This window comes from Jeotgalibacillus aurantiacus, assembly GCF_020595125.1.
Lineage (GTDB): Bacteria > Bacillota > Bacilli > Bacillales > Jeotgalibacillaceae > Jeotgalibacillus > Jeotgalibacillus aurantiacus.
Genome location: NZ_JACNMS010000005.1, coordinates 21,321 through 39,655 on the forward strand (window position 1 = coordinate 21,321; position 18,335 = coordinate 39,655).

At 45.0% G+C, this 18,335-nt stretch carries 11 protein-coding genes; 5 read left to right on the forward strand and 6 right to left on the reverse strand.

Annotated elements, in window-relative coordinates:
• The first annotated feature begins 443 nt into the window (after positions 1–443).
• The 4 genes from H7968_RS14650 (at position 444) to H7968_RS14665 (ending at position 6,732) form a co-directional block, all read left to right on the forward strand.
• A complete protein-coding gene (locus tag H7968_RS14650) occupies positions 444–1,121 on the forward strand; it encodes a heptaprenylglyceryl phosphate synthase (RefSeq protein WP_227396848.1) in 678 nt (225 codons plus the stop codon).
• A 58-nt stretch (positions 1,122–1,179) separates the two neighbouring features.
• Positions 1,180–3,402, forward strand: coding sequence for a DNA helicase PcrA (gene pcrA / locus H7968_RS14655; RefSeq protein ID WP_227396849.1), 2,223 nt, complete (start codon positions 1,180–1,182; stop codon positions 3,400–3,402).
• Positions 3,403–3,498: 96 nt separating this feature from the next.
• The gene (gene ligA, locus H7968_RS14660; protein WP_227396850.1) at positions 3,499–5,511 is read left to right on the forward strand and encodes an NAD-dependent DNA ligase LigA; all 2,013 of its coding nucleotides are present in this window, start codon (positions 3,499–3,501) and stop codon (positions 5,509–5,511) included.
• Between the two features lie 6 nt (positions 5,512–5,517).
• Positions 5,518–6,732, forward strand: coding sequence for a CamS family sex pheromone protein (locus H7968_RS14665; RefSeq protein ID WP_227396851.1), 1,215 nt, complete (start codon positions 5,518–5,520; stop codon positions 6,730–6,732).
• Positions 6,733–7,461: 729 nt separating this feature from the next.
• Here H7968_RS14665 and H7968_RS14670 read toward each other — a convergent pair.
• The 6 genes from H7968_RS14670 to putP all read right to left on the reverse strand — a co-directional run bounded on the left by H7968_RS14670 (position 7,462) and on the right by putP (position 17,285).
• A complete protein-coding gene (locus tag H7968_RS14670) occupies positions 7,462–9,849 on the reverse strand; it encodes a glycogen/starch/alpha-glucan phosphorylase (RefSeq protein WP_227396852.1) in 2,388 nt (795 codons plus the stop codon).
• Positions 9,850–9,854: 5 nt separating this feature from the next.
• Positions 9,855–11,294, reverse strand: a complete 1,440-nt coding sequence (glgA, locus tag H7968_RS14675; protein ID WP_227396853.1) for a glycogen synthase GlgA — start codon at positions 11,292–11,294, stop codon at positions 9,855–9,857.
• Positions 11,291–12,316: a GlgC family sugar phosphate nucleotidyltransferase gene (locus H7968_RS14680; protein ID WP_227396854.1), complete on the reverse strand. Its 1,026-nt coding sequence runs from the start codon at positions 12,314–12,316 to the stop codon at positions 11,291–11,293. The genes glgA and H7968_RS14680 overlap by 4 nt, the downstream gene beginning before the upstream one ends.
• On the reverse strand, positions 12,313–13,470 hold the full coding sequence (locus H7968_RS14685; protein ID WP_264476759.1) for a glucose-1-phosphate adenylyltransferase: 1,158 nt from the start codon (positions 13,468–13,470) through the stop codon (positions 12,313–12,315). The genes H7968_RS14680 and H7968_RS14685 overlap by 4 nt, the downstream gene beginning before the upstream one ends.
• A gap of 22 nt (positions 13,471–13,492) precedes the next feature.
• Entirely contained in the window at positions 13,493–15,361 is a 1,869-nt protein-coding gene (gene glgB, locus H7968_RS14690) for a 1,4-alpha-glucan branching enzyme (protein WP_319799505.1), read from the reverse strand.
• Between the two features lie 439 nt (positions 15,362–15,800).
• A complete protein-coding gene (gene putP / locus H7968_RS14695; RefSeq protein ID WP_227396970.1) occupies positions 15,801–17,285 on the reverse strand; it encodes a sodium/proline symporter PutP in 1,485 nt (494 codons plus the stop codon).
• 409 nt (positions 17,286–17,694) lie between these two features.
• Between putP and H7968_RS14700 the strand changes: the two genes are divergently transcribed.
• Positions 17,695–18,120 carry a YueI family protein gene (locus tag H7968_RS14700; protein WP_227396855.1) on the forward strand — a complete coding sequence of 142 codons (426 nt, stop codon included), beginning with the start codon at positions 17,695–17,697 and terminating at the stop codon, positions 18,118–18,120.
• Positions 18,121–18,335 lie beyond the last annotated feature (215 nt).

Here is an 18,335-nt window from a genome sequence, read left to right on the forward strand (position 1 = left end):
AGGTCACGTCAGTTCAGCATCCCAATCTTGGGTCGCGGACTAGTTCTAATTACACTCACCTCACAAACTTTCCGCGGACCTGACGAATTGTCTTTCTGACCTCACGAACTCGCGTCACAACCTGACGAACTCCGATGCTAAGCTCACAAACTTCATGGTTAACCTCACGAACTCCAGGTCACGTCAGTTCAGCCTCTCAATCTCGGGTCGCGGACTGGTTCTAATTACACTCACCTCACAAACTTTCCGCGGACCTGACGAATTGTTGTCGTCAGCTCACGAACTCGCGTCACAACCTGACGAACTCCAAGGCTAACCTCACAAACTCCACCCGCAACCTCACGAACTCGCCTATCCCAACCACATTCCTTCCCGCACTTTAAGACATCCACATTCGGTGCTATAATAGTACGGATAATGAAGGCTCGAATGGAGGATTTGGCATGTACGATGTCCGGGAGTGGAAGCATGTATTCAAACTGGACCCTAATAAAGAAATATCAGATGAGGCATTGGAAGCGATTTGTGAGTCAGGAACGGATGCTGTGATGGTGGGCGGTTCTGATGGTGTCACACTCGATAATGTGCTCGATCTGATGGCAAGAGTTCGCAGATATACAGTTCCTTGTGTGCTGGAGGTTTCAACGCTGGAGTCGATTACACCGGGATATGATTTATATTTTATTCCGACCGTTCTGAACACGCAGGATCCGAAGTGGATTACAGGGCTGCACCATGAGGCGATTAAGGAGCATGGTGACCTGATGAACTGGGAAGAACTTTTAGCTGAAGGATATGTGATTTTGAACCCGGATTGCAAAGCGGCACGCCTGACAAACGCAGAGGTACCGAAAAGTGACGATGATGTCATTGCCTATGCACGCATGGCCGAGCGCTTGTTTTCGCTTCCGGTTTTTTATATGGAATACAGCGGGATGTATGGTGATCCAAAGCTTGTTGAAAAGGTGAGCCGTGAGCTTGAATCTGCCGTGTTATTTTACGGCGGTGGGATCCGTTCGGTAAAAGAGGCAGAGGAAATGGCTGAACATGCTGATGTCATTGTCGTTGGTAACATTATTTATGAGAATCTGAATGAGGCACTGAAAACAGTTTTAAAATAAATGCCGCAAACAGACAAGTTACGATATAATAAGAACAAATGTTCGAGGTGGTGCGATTATGCAATTTTTAACTGACCGGCTTTTAAAGGGAATGAACCCTGAGCAGGCAAGAGCGATTAAGGCAACGGAGGGTCCGCTTTTAATTATGGCAGGTGCCGGATCCGGGAAGACTAGAGTACTGACACACAGGATTGCGTATTTGATGATTGAAAAAGGGGTTGCTCCTTACAATATTCTGGCGATCACTTTTACCAACAAAGCCGCCCGTGAAATGAAAAACCGTGTCGGCAGCATTCTTGGAGGTGCTTCTGAGGATGTCTGGATTTCCACTTTTCACTCCATGTGTGTGAGGATTTTACGAAGAGACATTGACCGAATCGGTTATAACCGCAATTTCACAATTCTCGATTCCACGGATCAGCAATCTGTTATTAAGGCAATCCTGAAGGATAAAAACCTGGATCCGAAAAAATTTGATCCAAGAGGCATTCTGGCTGCGATCAGTTCGGCAAAAAATGAACTCACGACGCCTGAACAGTTTGCCAAGGATGCAGGAAGCTATTATGACCAGACGATCAGCGAGGTGTTCACTGAATATCAGCGGCGTCTGAGAAAAAATTCTGCGCTTGATTTTGACGATCTGATTATGCAGACAATTCATTTATTTGAGCGTGTTCCTGAAGTGCTTGAGAACTATCAGCGGAAATTCCAGTACATTCACGTGGACGAGTATCAGGATACGAACCGCGCGCAGTATTTGCTTGTAAAGCTTTTAGCGTCACGCTTTAAAAATCTTTGTGTCGTAGGGGATTCCGACCAGTCGATCTACCGCTGGCGCGGGGCGGATATTACGAATATCCTTTCATTTGAAAAGGACTATCCGAATGCGACCGTTATTCTTCTTGAGCAGAATTACCGCTCAACTGAAAACATCCTCGATGCGGCAAACGCCGTCATAAAGAACAACCCGAACCGGAAGCCGAAAAATCTGTGGACGGATAAAAAGGGTGGTCAGAAAATCACCTATTACCGTTCCGACAGCGAGCAGGGGGAAGGTCAGTTTGTAGCCGGGAAAATCAATGAGCTCGTACGCTCCGGCGTCCGTAAGCCGTCTGACTTTGCCATTCTGTACCGTACGAACGCCCAGTCCCGTGTGATGGAGGAAGTACTCATGAAATCCAACATTGAGTACACGATCGTCGGCGGCACGAAGTTCTATGACAGAAAAGAAATCAAGGATCTGCTAGCCTACCTTCGTTTAATCGCGAATCCGGACGACGATATCAGTCTGACGCGTGTGATTAACGTACCGAAAAGAGGTGTCGGTTCAACGTCTGTTGATAAAATCGCGAACTATGCGCGTGATAACGATATGTCTATGATTGAGGCGCTTGGTCTCGCTGACTTCGTTGGTCTGAGCGGAAAGGCAGCGAAGGCTGTGCTTGAATTCAGGGAACTGATTCAGAATATGACGCAAATGCAGGAGTATTTGTCTGTCACTGAGCTTGTTGAGGATATTTTAGAGAAGTCAGGTTACCGTGACGCGCTGCAGGCTGAAAAAACAATTGAAGCACAAAGCCGTCTTGAGAACATTGATGAGTTTTTATCTGTTACAAAAGCGTTTGAGGAAGCCAATGATGATAAGAGTCTGATTGCGTTTCTGACGGACCTTGCACTCGTAGCGGACATCGACCAGCTCGACAAAGATGACGCACCACTCGATGCTGTCACGTTAATGACGCTTCACTCAGCCAAGGGACTTGAGTTTCCGGTTGTCTTTTTAATGGGACTTGAGGAAGGGGTTTTCCCTCACAGCCGTTCACTGATGGAGGAAGTGGAGATGGAGGAAGAGCGCCGTCTCGCCTACGTTGGGATTACGCGGGCTGAAGAAGAATTATTTATCACAAATGCCCAGATGAGAACATTGTTTGGACGCACGAATATGAACCCTGTGTCACGCTTCATTGCGGAGATCCCGTCTGAACTTCTTGAGGAACCGATGAAAAAGGAAGCCAACCCTTTTGGTCTCGGAGGATCACCGCGTCCAACCGCACAGCCGCGTAAAGCACCTGTGCGCCGTCCGGTTCAGCGGACAACAGGTGGCAGTGATATCGGCTGGAGCGTCGGAGATAAAGCGCAGCATGGTAAATGGGGAACAGGCACCGTCGTCAGTGTTAAAGGGGAAGGTGACTCCATGGAGCTTGATATTGCATTTCCAAGCCCAACCGGCATTAAACGTCTGCTGGCCAAGTTTGCACCGGTTACGAAGGTAAGCGGCTAATGAAAAGCGCCCGTTTATAACGGGTGTTTTTATTGAAAGCCGGATCATCCTGTCAATACAATGTAAACCATCCAATGAAATGAGAGGAATGACACTATGGACCCATCCATTCAAAAACGCGTTCAGGAACTTCATGACAAGCTGAATCAGTACAATTATGAATATCATGTCCTGGATCAGCCGTCGGTTCCTGATTCCGAGTACGATCAGCTTTTAAACGAGCTGAAGGAGATTGAACAGCAATATCCTGAACTGATCACAGAGGACTCCCCGACCCAGCGTGTTGGCGGAGCCGTACTGGAGCAGTTCTCAAAGGTTGAACACCGCACGCCAATGCTCAGTCTTGGAAATGCATTTAACGAAGCGGACCTGCGGGACTTTGACCGTAAAGTCAGACAGGCTGTAGGTGACAATATTGCTTACAGCTGTGAGTTGAAAATTGATGGTCTTGCGGTTTCACTCCGCTATGAAAATGGTGTGTTTATGCAGGGTGCGACAAGGGGAGACGGATCGGTTGGTGAGGATATTACAGCCAATCTGAAGACAATCAGGTCGATCCCTCTGCGCCTGAAGAATCCGTTATCCATTGAAGTGCGGGGAGAAGCCTTCATGCCGAAATCCTCATTTGTTAAATTGAATGAGGAAAAAGAAAAGCGTGAAGAAGCTGCCTTTGCCAATCCGCGTAATGCAGCAGCAGGCTCACTGCGTCAATTGGATCCGAGAATTGCCGCATCACGTAACCTGGATATTTTCCTTTACGGTATTGGTGATCCGGGTGAAACGGGGATCAATTCGCAAAGTGAAGGCATGCAGTTATTAAATGAAAATGGCCTGAAGACGAATCCTGAACGCAAAACGTGCGGGACGATTGAAGAGGTTATTGACTATGTCAACAGCTGGGTGGAAAAGCGTGCTGAACTGCAGTATGACATTGATGGCATTGTCATCAAGGTAGATTCTCTTTCTCAGCAGGAGGAGCTTGGTTTCACTGCAAAAAGTCCACGCTGGGCGATCGCCTACAAATTCCCGGCAGAAGAAGTCATCACGATTCTTCATGATATTGAGCTGAGTATTGGACGGACCGGTGTACTAACACCGACTGCCATTTTAGAGCCGGTGCGTGTAGCAGGAACAACGGTGCAAAGAGCATCACTTCATAACGAGGACCTGATCCGTGAAAAGGATATCCGTCTCGGTGATCATGTCATTGTGAAAAAAGCAGGCGATATCATTCCTGAGGTAGTCAGTGTGATCACGGATCGCAGAACAGGGGATGAAAAGGAATTTACGATGCCGACACATTGTCCTGCCTGTGACAGCGAGCTTGAGCGGCTGGAAGGGGAAGTAGCACTCCGCTGCCTCAACCCGAAATGTCCGGCACAAATTCAGGAGGGTCTGACTCATTTTGTATCCCGCAATGCTATGAACATAGATGGACTAGGGGAAAAGGTCATTGCCCAGCTATTTAAGGAAAATCTGATTGAAGATGTAGCAGACCTCTATCGTTTAACGAAGGAGCAGCTCATTCAACTAGAACGAATGGGTGAGAAATCTGTTGAGAATCTCCTGACTGCCATTGAGGCATCCAAGAAAAACTCTATGGAGAAGCTGCTGTTTGGACTCGGGATCCGCCATGTAGGAGCCAAAGCAGCCAAAACGATTTCAGAGCATTTCCGCTCTATTGACAAGCTGCGTGAAGCAACTGTGGACGATTTGTTACAAATCGATGAAATCGGAAACAAAATGGCTGATGCAATCGTCACATATTTTGAGAACGAAGAAGTACAGGAATTAATCGAAGAACTCCGTGAAAATGGTGTGAATCTTACTTATACAGGTCCTAAAAAAGAGCGGATGGAATCTGTTGAGTCTGCTTTCACAGGAAAAACGATAGTATTAACTGGGAAGTTAGCTCAATTGACACGTGATGAAGCGAAAGAGAAAATAGAACTGTTAGGTGGAAAAGTGACCGGTAGTGTTAGTAAAAAGACAGATCTTCTTGTTGCAGGAGAAGATGCCGGCTCTAAATTGACGAAAGCACAGGATTTAAATATTACGATCTGGGATGAGCAGCAGCTCATTGACGAAATAACCAAACAAGAGGTGTAGCATTTCATGAAAAAGTGGATAGCCGCAGTAACGGGTGCTTCCTTGCTGCTGGGAGGGTGTATGCCATCTTTTCAGCAGGAAGATGAGGTTATCCAGGAGAACGCGCCGGAAGAATCGGAAGAACAGACTGTCATCATTCCAAACTTCCAGATATCTGACGAATATTACCGGACCTTATTGCCATACGAACCATCCCCTTCACGCGGAATGGTCGTGAATAATCTGCAGACGAATTACGATATTGCAGAATTTGAAAGTGGACTGATGCGTGTTGCGCAGCAGAACTTTGATCCTGAAACGCACTTTTTCCAGGCAGGACAGTTCCTGGACAGTGATACGATAACAAGCTGGTTGAACCGTGAGTTTACCGATGCGCAGCTTCAGGAGTATGACATGGAGCCTGAAGAGAATGTAGGGTTGAACCCGGTTGATGCCGGTGGAGAAAACCGTGAGCAGCGGGCGAAGGAAAGTCCGATTTATTTAGCTCATATTCTTGAACATAACTACTTTGTGAAATCTGAAGAGGATGAATCGAAGGTAAGGCTCGGTGGTGTTGTGCTTGGGCTCGCGATGAATTCTGTTTACTACTATCAGAACGATAATGATCCATTCGGCCCAACATTTGAGGAGCCGATTCCTGATGCTGAGATTGAAGAGCAGGGAAGACAAATGGCGCAGGAAGTACTTCAGCGCCTTCGTCAAATGGCCGCAGATGATCCGGAAAAAGCAGCGCTGGCGGATGTTCCGGTCACCATTGCATTATTTAAGCAGGAGCCGAGAACGACTGTTATTCCTGGTAACTTCATTGGTTACGCGTCAGCGGACGGGGGAAGTAATGAGCTTGGTGATTGGAATGAGATGAATGAGAATTATGTATTATTCCCTTCAGCTGAAGCACAAGAGAATTACAGAGATGATGAAACTGCATTCCTGAATTTCAAACAGGATGTGGAAACGTACTTCCCTAATTTCAATAGTGTGATTGGAACAGGATTATACCGGGGAGATCAGCTGGAGAATCTGAAAATTGACATTCCAATTCAGTTTTATGGGAAATCAGAGATTATCGGATTTACCCAGTATGTAGCCGGACGTCTTGTTGATTTGTTCCCTGAGTATTTTGATATTGAGGTGAGCATTACGTCAATTAATGGTCCTGAGGCACTGATTATTAAGGAACCGAATGACACAGAGCCGTTTGTTCATATTTATGAGCAGTGATGTTTAAGTAGCTCTACAAATCCGGGCCGGTCTCATCCTTCGCTTTCCGTTGTCTAGCTCCGACGGGCAGGGACTAGCAAACTTCCCGTCCTCTCGTTCGATAAGTCAACATCAGCTCACTACGTTCGCTGTGTTTCCTTTATCTTCGTCGAGGCCAGTCCAGTTTGTACGTCCCTAAACGCCCGCCTCCGCTTTTCTAAGGCCGCGCGGTGAGCCAGCTAGTGCTTCGCACATCGGTTTCACCTGACTCTTTCCGCCGTAGGAGTCTACGGATGCCGCCGGACCTTTGTGAAGTATTCTGATCCAATGATTTTTGCGTGAAGGAACAATATTAAAAGACTGTTACTTGAGATCATCAAGTGCCCCTGCGGTTGCAGGGGTTTTTTGATGAGGCTTGTTAAATAAAGGAGATGAGTTGTTTTAAAATGAGGATATTAATGGCCTTGTGATTTCTGTTGTTAGCATAGTCACTTCTGTTGCTAGGAAGTCACTTTATGTCGCTAGGCTGTTGAAGATGACATGATATGTTGATAGCAGGAGAATTTCTGTTGATAGACACTTGAAATCTGTCGATAGACCGATTTGTTTTGTTAATAGGGTAACAATTTCTGTTGATGGCTTTCATAAGAGCATCTAAGATCCTAAAAGCATGCTCCTCCAAAACTAATGGTGTTTCGTTTTAATATCAAAAAGGCTGAGACAGCATCGCTGTCTCAGCCTTTTTAAGTGTTACAGCTTCCAAATATCCTCAGCATACTGCTTGATCGTCCGATCGCTTGAGAAGAAGCCGGAGCGGGCGATGTTGTGAATGCTTGAGGTTAGCCATTCTTTTCGCTTTTGATAGGCAGCGGTGATATCCTGCTGAGCGGTGACGTACGCATCAAAATCCTTTAAGAGGAAGTATTGATCATTTTCCATCAGCAGTGAGTCTGAGATCATATCAAAATCATAGTAGGAATCAGGGAAGAATCCTGATGTCAGCTGGTCAATGACTTTTTTGATGCGCGGATCCCCGTGATAGTAGTCATAGGAGTGATAACCGCCGTGCTTTTCGTAGCGCATGACTTCCTGAGCAGTCAGTCCGAAGATAAAGATATGTTCAGGACCTGTCAGTTCGCCAATTTCGACGTTGGCACCATCAAGCGTACCGAGTGTGAGGGCGCCATTCATCATGAATTTCATATTACCGGTTCCTGATGCTTCTTTACTTGCTGTTGAAATCTGTTCGCTGATATTTGTTGCGGGAATGATTTTTTCAGCGAGTGATACACGGTAGTTTTCAAGGAAGACCACAGTCAGGTAATCCTTTGAAAGCGGGTCGTTGTTCACCAGGTTCGCAACGGAATGAATCAGCTTGATGACCTTCTTGGCGTATTCATACCCAGGTGCTGCCTTTGCTCCGAATATAAACGTTTGCGGATAAGGCTTGAAGGAGGAATCCTCTTTCATCCGGTTATACAGGTGCATCACATGCAGAATGTTCAAAAGCTGTCGCTTGTAGGCGTGCAGACGTTTGATCTGCACATCAAAGATTGAATCAGGGTTTACGGTAATGCCATTGCGATCTTTGATAATGTCAGCGAGTGCCACTTTTTTATCGTATTTAATCTGATCAATTTTTTTCTGGAACGACGCATCCTCTGCAAACGGGATAAGGGCATCGAGCTTTTGTGTATCCTTGATCCAATCCGTTCCGATTGCGTCATTGATGGCAGAAGTCAGCTCAGGGTTCGCCTGAAGCAGCCATCTGCGGTGCGTAATACCATTTGTTTTGTTATTGAAACGGTGAGGATAAAACTCATGGAAGTTTTTCATCTCACGCATTTTCAGGATTTCGGTATGAAGTCTGGCTACGCCATTGACACTGTGACTTCCTACAATCGACAGGTGCGCCATTTTTACGAAGCCGTGTGCGATCACAGCCATTGACTCGATACGGTCCCAGTCACCCGGATAGGCTTCCCACAGCTCTTCACAAAAGCGGCGGTTGATTTCTTCGATGATCTGATAAATTCTCGGGAAGAGAGGACGGAAAAGGTCAACGGACCATTTCTCAAGTGCTTCTGACAAAATTGTGTGGTTAGTGTATGAGATCGTTTCCGTCACGATACTCCACGCTTCTTCCCAGCGCATCCCTTCGTCATCCATCAAAATCCGCATCAGCTCAGGTATGGCAAGAGCAGGATGAGTATCGTTAATGTGAATCGCAATGTGTTCATGCAGTTCGTACAGGTCGCAATGATTTTCCTTGTAATCACGCAGAATACTGGCAAGGCTTGCCCGGACGAGAAAATACTGCTGTTTCAGACGCAGTATTTTTCCTTCATCAGACATGTCATTTGGATAAAGGAATTCAGAAACCTGCTCCGTATCCCGTTTATATTGCATAAAGTCCTTATGTGACGGGAAATTCTTTGAGGGCTCTGCTCCCCAAAGACGTAATGTATTAACCCGGTCCGTATCATATCCGATCACGGGCATATCGAACGGAACAGCCAGAATGGTCTCGGCATTTTCGTGCTTAAAGATCATCCGGCCTTTTTCCTCTGTCCATGAAACGCTGCCCCAGTAAGGAACTTCTACTGCAAGGTCAGGCTTTCGGACTTCCCAGACGTTACCGTTACGTAACCATTGTTCAGGAAGTTCTACCTGATATCCGTCAATAATTTTTTGTTCAAACAGACCATGCTTATACCGGATCCCGTGACCATGACCGGCCATGGAAAGAGAAGCCATAGAATCTAAAAAGCAGGCGGCCAGACGTCCAAGACCGCCGTTACCCAGTCCTGCATCTGCCTCTGCTTCCTCAAGGTCACTCAGGCTGATATCAAGGTCTGCGAGGCCTTCTTCCACAATTTCTTTTACACCCAGGTTAACGAGTGAGCTCACCAGCAGTCTGCCAAGAAGAAACTCAATGGATAAATAGTACACCTCTTTATGGTCCCCTTTGCGGGTATGTTCATTAGAGGCGATCCAGTTGGTACTGACGTATTCCCGTACCATCATGCCAAGCGTCTGGTATTGGTGCTGCTTGGTTGATTGTTCAAATGACAGGCCGGATGATTGCTCCAGCCGCTGCAAGAAGGCGGTTTTGAACGCATTTTTATCACGGAACATTTGTGTTAGTTCCTCCCTTGAAGTCGCTGATATAGCGTCTGATATTCGCCTGCTGAACGTGCCCAGCTGTAATCACCGGACATGGCATTTTCCTGCAGCTTCGGCCAGACGTTCTGATCTTTATAGTAGGAGAGCGCCCGTTTAATCGTGTGCTTCATATCATGTGCATTGTAATTTGTAAATGTGAATCCGTTACCGGTCTCATCTGCTTCATTCCAAGAGTGAACGGTATCATTCAATCCACCCGTTTCGCGGACAATCGGAATGGTTCCATACTGCAGGGAAATGAGCTGACTCAGTCCACACGGTTCAAACAGCGACGGCATCAGGAAGTAATCGGCACCGGCATAAATCCGGTGGGCAAGTGCTTCTGAAAAACCGATATAAACCCCTGTTTTTTCAGGAAAAGCTGTTGCCAAATAATGAAAGTATCCTTCAAATTCAGGATCACCGCTGCCCAAAACTACAAGCTGGAACGCCTCTTCATTAATCAGTTCATGCATGACACGTTTGACGAGAGACAAGCCTTTTTGTTCAGTCAGTCTTGTGACCATGGCGATCACAGGAACAGAATCTGTAACAGGTAAATTAAATTCCTTTTGGAGTGCTTTTTTATTTTCTTTCTTATCAGCCACAGTTTTCAGGGAATAAGGTTTTGTAATATAAGAGTCAAGCTCCGGGTGATAGCTTTCTGTATCAATCCCGTTTAATATCCCTGAAAGCTTAAAGGACTGATCACGTAAAAGTCCGTCCAGCTTTTCACCGAAGAAATGGGTCTGGATTTCGTCTTTATAAGTCGGGCTCACGGTTGTAAGTGCATTAGAACTTAGGATTGCCCCCTTCATAAAACTTACCGCGCCGTTAAACTCAAGTTCACCGGAATGGAAATAGTGATCCTCAAGGTTTAACAGGTCGCCAAGAATACTTTGAGGGAAGAGACCCTGAAATTGCAGGTTATGAATCGTGAAAACGGTTTTCATGGATTTATAAAATGAGTCCTGCTTATATTTCCGGTCAAGCAGAAAAGGTACTATCCCTGTGTGCCAGTCGTGACAATGAATCACATCCGGCTTAAATGGGATAACAGGGAGTGAATCAAGAACTGCACGGCTGAAGAAGGCAAATCGTTCGGCGTCATCATAATGACCATATAGAGAATCCCTTTTGAAGTAGTATTCATTATCGATCAGATAATATGTAATACCTCCATGTTCGAGTGTCTCAATTCCGCAATATTGATTGCGCCAGCCGACCTGGACGGTAATTGACTTGATCTTTTTCGCTTTTGACAGCAGCTCATCTGAGATCAGAGAATACTTTGGGAGCATAACCCGGACATCAGTACCCAGTTTTTTTAATTCTTTAGGAAGGGCCCCGGCAACATCACCGAGGCCTCCTGATTTTACAAATGGCGCACATTCTGATACGGCAAAGAGGACTTTCATTGAGCCACCGCCGCTTCACGGATGCTTCCTTTTCGCAGAACGAGTGGTTTTTCGGCAGTTCCTCTAAGTGTCGTTCCGTCCAGCACCTTCACGTCTTTATCCAAAATCACATATTCAAGCGTACAGCCTTTTCCAATCTGGCTTTTTTGCATCACAATACAATTTTTCACGACAGAGTCTTTTCCGATTTTCACTGCACGTGAGACAATGCTGCTCTCAATTGTCCCTTCAATGCTTGCCCCATTGGCGATCATGGAGTCGGATACGTGTGCATTGGACGCATATTTTGTTGGCGGCTCATCCTTTACCTTCGTGTAGATCGGGCGGTCTGACGAGAATAACTGGCTCCATGCAGCATGTCCGAGGAGATCCATCGAATGTTTAAAATAGGCAGGAATTGAATCAATAATCGCAGTGTAGCTCTTATGTTCATACGACCCGATGTTAAAGCTGTGCAGAGGCTGTTTCACGACATCTGACACGCTGATAAATTGAGAGTTCCGTCGATTTTCAATCAAATCTACTAAAAGAGATTTACTTAATACATACATTTCAAGAGATTCACCGTTATGCTGAATTTCTGTAATATCATAATCATGAATCAAATGTTCAGCCAGCGCTTCTTCAAAATCCACATTGGTAATTACGTAGCTGTTTGCAATGACCACATAATCCTGGTGGCTGCGCTTGAAAAATTCAATGTGCTGCTCCAGGCGGGCAAATGAACCGATACTCGTCGTTTCGTTCGGTTCAAAATAAGGAGGGAAGAAGAACAGACCGTCGCGTTTACGGTCCAGATCCCAGTTCTTTCCTGATCCGATATGGTCCATCAATGAGCGGTACTGGTGCTTAGGGAAAATAGCCACACTGCTCACGCCTGAATTCACCATATTTGATAAAACAAAATCAATAAACCGGTAACGCCCGGCAAAGGGGATGGAAGCAACAGAACGGTTTAAGGTTAAATCCTGAAGTCCCCCCATAACAGTAGCTGCATCAATGACTCCTAATAAACGGCTCATGCTGTCACATCCTTTCGAAGTTTTTCAACCATCTCTTGAGTCACAAGAATAATTTCTCCAGATCCCGCTTCAGGTTCAATCGTTACATCATTTGGAACGGTAATATGCTCCGGTACAATAGCGCATCGGATTGTAGCACCTTTCCCAATCACTGCATCCGGCATAATCACGGAGTCTTCAATGATTGCATCTTCTTTAATCTGAACGCCCTGGAAAATAACAGAGTGGCGGACCGTTCCTTCGATGATACATCCTTCATTGATGAGTGAATCCTTTACATCAGATGTCTGTGATAAGTATTGAGGTGGCTGATTCGGGTTACGGGAATAGATTCTCCAGGAATGATCAAATAGATTCAGGCCCGGATTCTCCTCCAGCAAATCCATATTTGCTTCCCATAAGCTCTTAACCGTACCAACATCCTTCCAATAACCTTCAAACGGATAAGCCATCAGGCGCTTACCTTCATTGAGGAATAAAGGAATCAGATCTTTACCGAAATCATGTGAAGATTCTTCATTCGTATTATCCAGTTCAAGATAATTCTTTAATGACTTCCAGTTGAAAATATAGATCCCCATTGAAGCAAGGTTGCTTTTCGGCTCATCCGGCTTCTCGTCAAATTCTTCGATTTCAAAGTCCGCATTCGTATTCATGATGCCAAATCGGCTCGCTTCTTCCCAAGGCACTTCAATGACTGAAATCGTTGCTTCCGCTTCATTCTGGATATGATAATCAAGCATTTTTGAATAATCCATTTTATAAATGTGGTCACCGGACAGAATCAGGACGTATTCAGGATTATACTGCTCAATGTAATTCAGGTTCTGATAAATGGCATTTGCTGTACCGCTGTACCATTTCACACCGGATGCCTCTGTATAAGGTGGGAGGACGGTTACCCCGCCATTACGACGGTCAAGATCCCAGGCGCTGCCGATTCCGATATAGGAATTCAGAACAAGCGGCTGATACTGGGTTAACACGCCAACCGTATCAATACCTGAGTTTGTGCAGTTACTTAACGTAAAATCAATGATCCGGTACTTTCCGCCGAACGGCACGGCAGGCTTTGCGATATTTGTTGTAAGAGAGTGAAGACGGCTTCCCTGACCACCTGCTAACAACATAGCAACACACTTCTTTTTAACCATTATGTCACGCTCCTTGATTCTGTTATTTTTTTGCAGGTTTCCAAATCGTGATACCGAGTGGAGGTACCTTCATCGTTAAAGACTGCTTACGATGGTGCATAGGTTTTTCTTCTGTTTCAACGGCTTCAGTATTAAGATGATCCGTTCCACCGACATGTTTACTGTCACTCGAAAAAACTTCTTCCCATTTCCCTGAGAATGGAGCACCAAGCTGGAAAGCATCGTAGCTGACATTTGTGAAGTTACAAACGACGATGAGTGTGTCACTTTTCCTTTTTCCTCTGCGGATAAACGAATAAATACTTTGCTCTGCATTATCAGCATCAATCCATTCAAACCCCTGAGGATCGTGATCAAACTCATGAAGCGCTTTGTGGGACAGGTAAAAATCCATCAATTCTTTCGAGAACGTATCTGCCTGACGATGAGATTCATATTCCTTTAAAAACCAGTCCAATCCTTGTATATATTTCCATTCATCGAACTGGGCAAACTCAGAACCCATAAAAAGGAGCTTTTTACCCGGATGGGCCATCATAAAACTAAGCAATAGGCGCCACTGCGCAAACTTTTCCCAGTACTCACCAGGCATCTTATGAAGCAGAGAGCGCTTACCATGCACGACTTCATCATGAGAAAACGGTAAAATATAATTTTCGGAATAAGCATAGACCATAGAAAACGTCAGCTTGTGGTGGTGATGCCTCCGCTCAAATGGATGATAGGACATATAATCCAGTACATCGTTCATCCAGCCCATGTTCCATTTGTAATTAAATCCAAGTCCGCCTTCATGAACAGGCCCTGTAACATTTGGCCAGTCTGTTGAATCCTCAGCCATCATGAGAAAGCGCGGATTTTCCTGAAACACAGCTTTATTTAACTCCTGTAAAAACTCCACAGCATACGGATTTGATGTAAGAGGCTCGCTGTTTGCCCAATGAAGAATATTGGCGACTGCATCCACTCTGAGGCCATCAATCCGGAAGGTTTTCATCCAGTACAGTGCATTAGAGATCAGGAAGCTTCGGACTTCACCTTTCGCAAGATTAAAGTTTGCTGTTCCCCATTCCAGGTTTTCACGGTCGCTGAAGGACTCGTATTCATATAGTGGCTGCCCATCAAACAGATATAGCCCATGAGAATCCTTACAGAAATGACCGGGAACCCAGTCAAGCAGGACGCCAAGATCCTCCTGATGACAGCGGTCAATGAAATACATTAAATCGTGAGGCGTGCCAAAGCGGCTCGTTGGAGAATAATAACCTGTTCCCTGGTAGCCCCATGACGCGTCTAACGGGTGCTCAGTCAATGGAAGCAGCTCGATATGTGTGAAACCGCGTTCTTTTACATAGGGAATCAGCTCATCAGCGTATTCACGATATGTATAGAAAGAACCGTCTTCTTTTTGCTTCCATGAATTTAAGTGAAGCTCATAAATAGCGAGTGGGCGCTCATAAATCGGACGCCTGCGACGAATACGCTGGCGGTATAGCTGATCCCCCCATTTATAGCCTGACAGGTCATATACAATAGAAGCGGTGTTTGGTCTCAGCTCTGAATAAACAGCGTAGGGGTCAGCTTTCATCAACACATCTCCAGATTGTGTCGTGATGGCGTATTTATAAATTTCCCCTTCAAGATTGTCCCCAACCTCTGCCGTCCATATGCCTTCACGGTTGACGCGTTCCATTTTCAAATTCCCGGGCTGCCAGCCATTGAAGTCTCCAACGACTGAAACAGAACGGGCGTGAGGAGCCCAGACGGTAAAGCGCGTTCCAGTAATTTTCTGTTTTTCTTTAATCAGGTGGGCGCCAAATACAGATTGCGCATTCTGCAAGGTTCCCTCGTGGAAAAGGTGGATATCATAATCACTAAGAAGCTGTTCCAAGGGAGCACTCATCCTTTCATACAATTGGTCTATACAATTTCTACAAAGTATAACAATAATCCTCGTGTTTTTTTCGTTTTTTCTGAAATTTTTAACGATTTTTTATGTAAGCGTTTCCTGATATGCTTGTAATGTGTGATTATATGCAGAAATTGTCAGTTCGGTTTGAATGTTTTTGGGAGGATAATATTTATTCGTAAAGTCGGGCAGGAGCCATCCTTTCTAAGGAAGAGAAGGGGGTTCGTAAAATTAATGGGGAGGTTCGCAAGATTTGGCTGGTGTTTCGCATTATTTTGAGTCTGATTCGGAGAATGTTGAGCTTGTTTCGAAAGATATTGCACTTCTTTCTTAAAATCATGAGTTTTGACTCAGGCTGAATGGTTTTCTGTAGCATGAAAAAACCTGCCCGGCTGGTGCCGGACAGGTTGAGTAATAAAAATTATTTATTTGATTCAATCTCGTGTACTTTTTCGAACTCGTCGAATCCGTCACGTACTGGCTGACGAGAGTTTCCAGTTGTTAAGCTTACTACAATGATGGCAAGTAAACTTAGGAAGAATCCTGGAATCATTTCGTATAGGAATCCGCTCAGGTCGAATACGTATACCCATAGGATAACAGTAATCGCACCAACAAGCATACCTGCAAGGGCACCCCAGCGGTTCATGCGTTTCCAGTATAGACTTAACAGGATCGCCGGTCCAAATGCAGAACCGAATCCTGCCCATGCGTTACTTACGATATCAAGGATCGTGCTGTCAGAGTCAAGTGACAGGAAGATCGCAACGATCGCAACAAGAAGAACTGAAATACGTCCGACGAGTACAAGCTCTTTGTCAGATGCACTGCGCTTCAGGAACGTGTTGTAGAAGTCTTCTGTCAGCGCACTTGATGTAACAAGCAGCTGTGAAGATACTGTACTCATAATCGCTGCTAAAATCGCTGCAAGTAAGAAACCTGAAATTAATGGGTGGAACAATACCTGAGAATAGAAAACAAAGATTGTTTCTGGATCTGCAAGCTCTGCTCCTGTATTTGCGATATAAGCAATACCTGTAAGACCGGTGAATAGTGCACCGATAATTGCAACGATCATCCACGTCATCCCGATTCGACGTGCAGATTTTAGAGATTTAACATCTCTGATCGCCATAAAACGTACGATAATATGAGGTTGTCCAAAGTAACCAAGACCCCAGGCCATCAATCCGATAAATCCAAGGAAAGTAGTACCCTGGAAGAAAGATGTCAGTGTTGGATCAATTGCATTAATCGTATCGAATGTCGGGCCGACCCCGCCAAGCTCCATAAATGCCACAATCGGTACAAGAATGAGCGCAACGAACATAATACAACCTTGAACAAAGTCAGTAATACTAACAGCAAGGAATCCTCCGAATAAAGTGTAAGCAAGGACAACACCTGCAGTTACAATTAGTCCTGTTGTATAATCAAGTCCAAATGCACTTTCAAAAAGTACTCCACCTGAAACCATACCTGAAGATGTGTAGACAGTGAAGAAAATAATGATGACAATTGCGGAAACGAAGCGCAAAATTTTTGTGTTATCGACAAAACGATTCTCAAAATAATCAGGAATTGTGATTGAATCATTTGCTACTTCTGTGTAAGTTCTTAAACGAGGTGCAACGAATACATAGTTTAAATATGCTCCAATGGATAAACCAACCGCAATCCACATGCCCGAGATTCCGGATACATAGATCGAGCCTGGTAGACCAAGCAGCATCCATCCACTCATGTCGGATGCGCCGGCAGAAAGTGCGGTTACACCCGGTCCAAGTTGTCTGCCTCCAAGCATATACTCTGATAAGTCGCCGGTTGATTTTTTATAAGCATAATAACCAATACCCAGCATGGCGATGAAATAAATCGCGAGTGAAATATAGACTTCAATTCCAATCTCAACGGCTTCCACCAAATCTCCTCCTTGTAAAATGAATTTTTTGTGTCAATTGTTGCGTGACACTTACAGTTGCTAAACCTAACAAATAAATAACCAGGATTCAAGCAATCTAAACTGGATGCGAATTGGTAAAATAGCCTCAGACCCTATAAAACATAAGGGATACAGCGGATTTTAAAAAAATAAAAGTAAAACTATTCTGAATATTTATAATACCTTTATTTTACTAGGCTTCCGGCGTTTTCTGCAAGCGATTTGTCATCATTGTCACGGGTTTGTAAGGGGGGACGGAGCGGGTGGTCCTTTTCACAGAAAGGCACACCCGCTCCGTCCCCTGGGTCTTCAAGCATGCAAAACAGCGCGATTTTTTATACAATAGAAAAAGGTTAAAGGAAAGGGTGACAGCATGGCGCAAGGTAAACGCAATGTAGATGATTATCTTCAGGAAGGAATCTATGGTGCCAGAGAGACGCTGCCGGATGAACGTAGAATGTACCTGACCTCGATTCGTGAACGGATTGAATACGCTTTGTATCAAAATCAGATTAGAGAATCTGAAGTCTACCCGGAAATTGAAGAAGCGATGAAAAAATATAAAGAACTGAAGCTGTTTTTGAATGGCAATATGAGCTACCGTTTTATCTCGAAATATATTCAGCTCGCTGACAGGCATGGTGTATCGTATCAGGTCGTGACTAATAGAGAACACAACTCTGAATACGGACTGATCCTGTCACATCCCGATGCTGTGGACAAAGAAACCATTACACTTCCAAAAAGGTCTGCAGACAACGGAGCAGCACCAACATTTTGGGAACGATTATTCAAATAATCCTGTTTCTTCTATTTAAAATAGTAACAAGTGGCAAAAAGTCAGGCTGCCTGAGTGAAGTACCCGGGATGATTTTCGGGTGCTTTTCTTTTTGAGGGGGACGGAGCGGCTGTTCCTTTTTCTGAAAAGGAACAGCCGCTCCGTCCCCCGGTTGCCTCTCTGTCACACTTTTTGGTATGATAAACAGTATTGTGAGTGTTCGAACATACACGGAG

Coding starts and splice junctions, on each gene's coding strand:
- H7968_RS14650 (WP_227396848.1), top strand. CDS start 444: ATGTACGATGTCCGGGAGTGGAAGCATGTATTCAAACTGGACCCTAAT.
- pcrA (WP_227396849.1), top strand. CDS start 1,180: ATGCAATTTTTAACTGACCGGCTTTTAAAGGGAATGAACCCTGAGCAG.
- ligA (WP_227396850.1), top strand. CDS start 3,499: ATGGACCCATCCATTCAAAAACGCGTTCAGGAACTTCATGACAAGCTG.
- H7968_RS14665 (WP_227396851.1), top strand. CDS start 5,518: ATGAAAAAGTGGATAGCCGCAGTAACGGGTGCTTCCTTGCTGCTGGGA.
- H7968_RS14670 (WP_227396852.1), bottom strand. CDS start 9,849: ATGTTCCGTGATAAAAATGCGTTCAAAACCGCCTTCTTGCAGCGGCTG.
- glgA (WP_227396853.1), bottom strand. CDS start 11,294: ATGAAAGTCCTCTTTGCCGTATCAGAATGTGCGCCATTTGTAAAATCA.
- H7968_RS14680 (WP_227396854.1), bottom strand. CDS start 12,316: ATGAGCCGTTTATTAGGAGTCATTGATGCAGCTACTGTTATGGGGGGA.
- H7968_RS14685 (WP_264476759.1), bottom strand. CDS start 13,470: ATGGTTAAAAAGAAGTGTGTTGCTATGTTGTTAGCAGGTGGTCAGGGA.
- H7968_RS14700 (WP_227396855.1), top strand. CDS start 17,695: ATGGCGCAAGGTAAACGCAATGTAGATGATTATCTTCAGGAAGGAATC.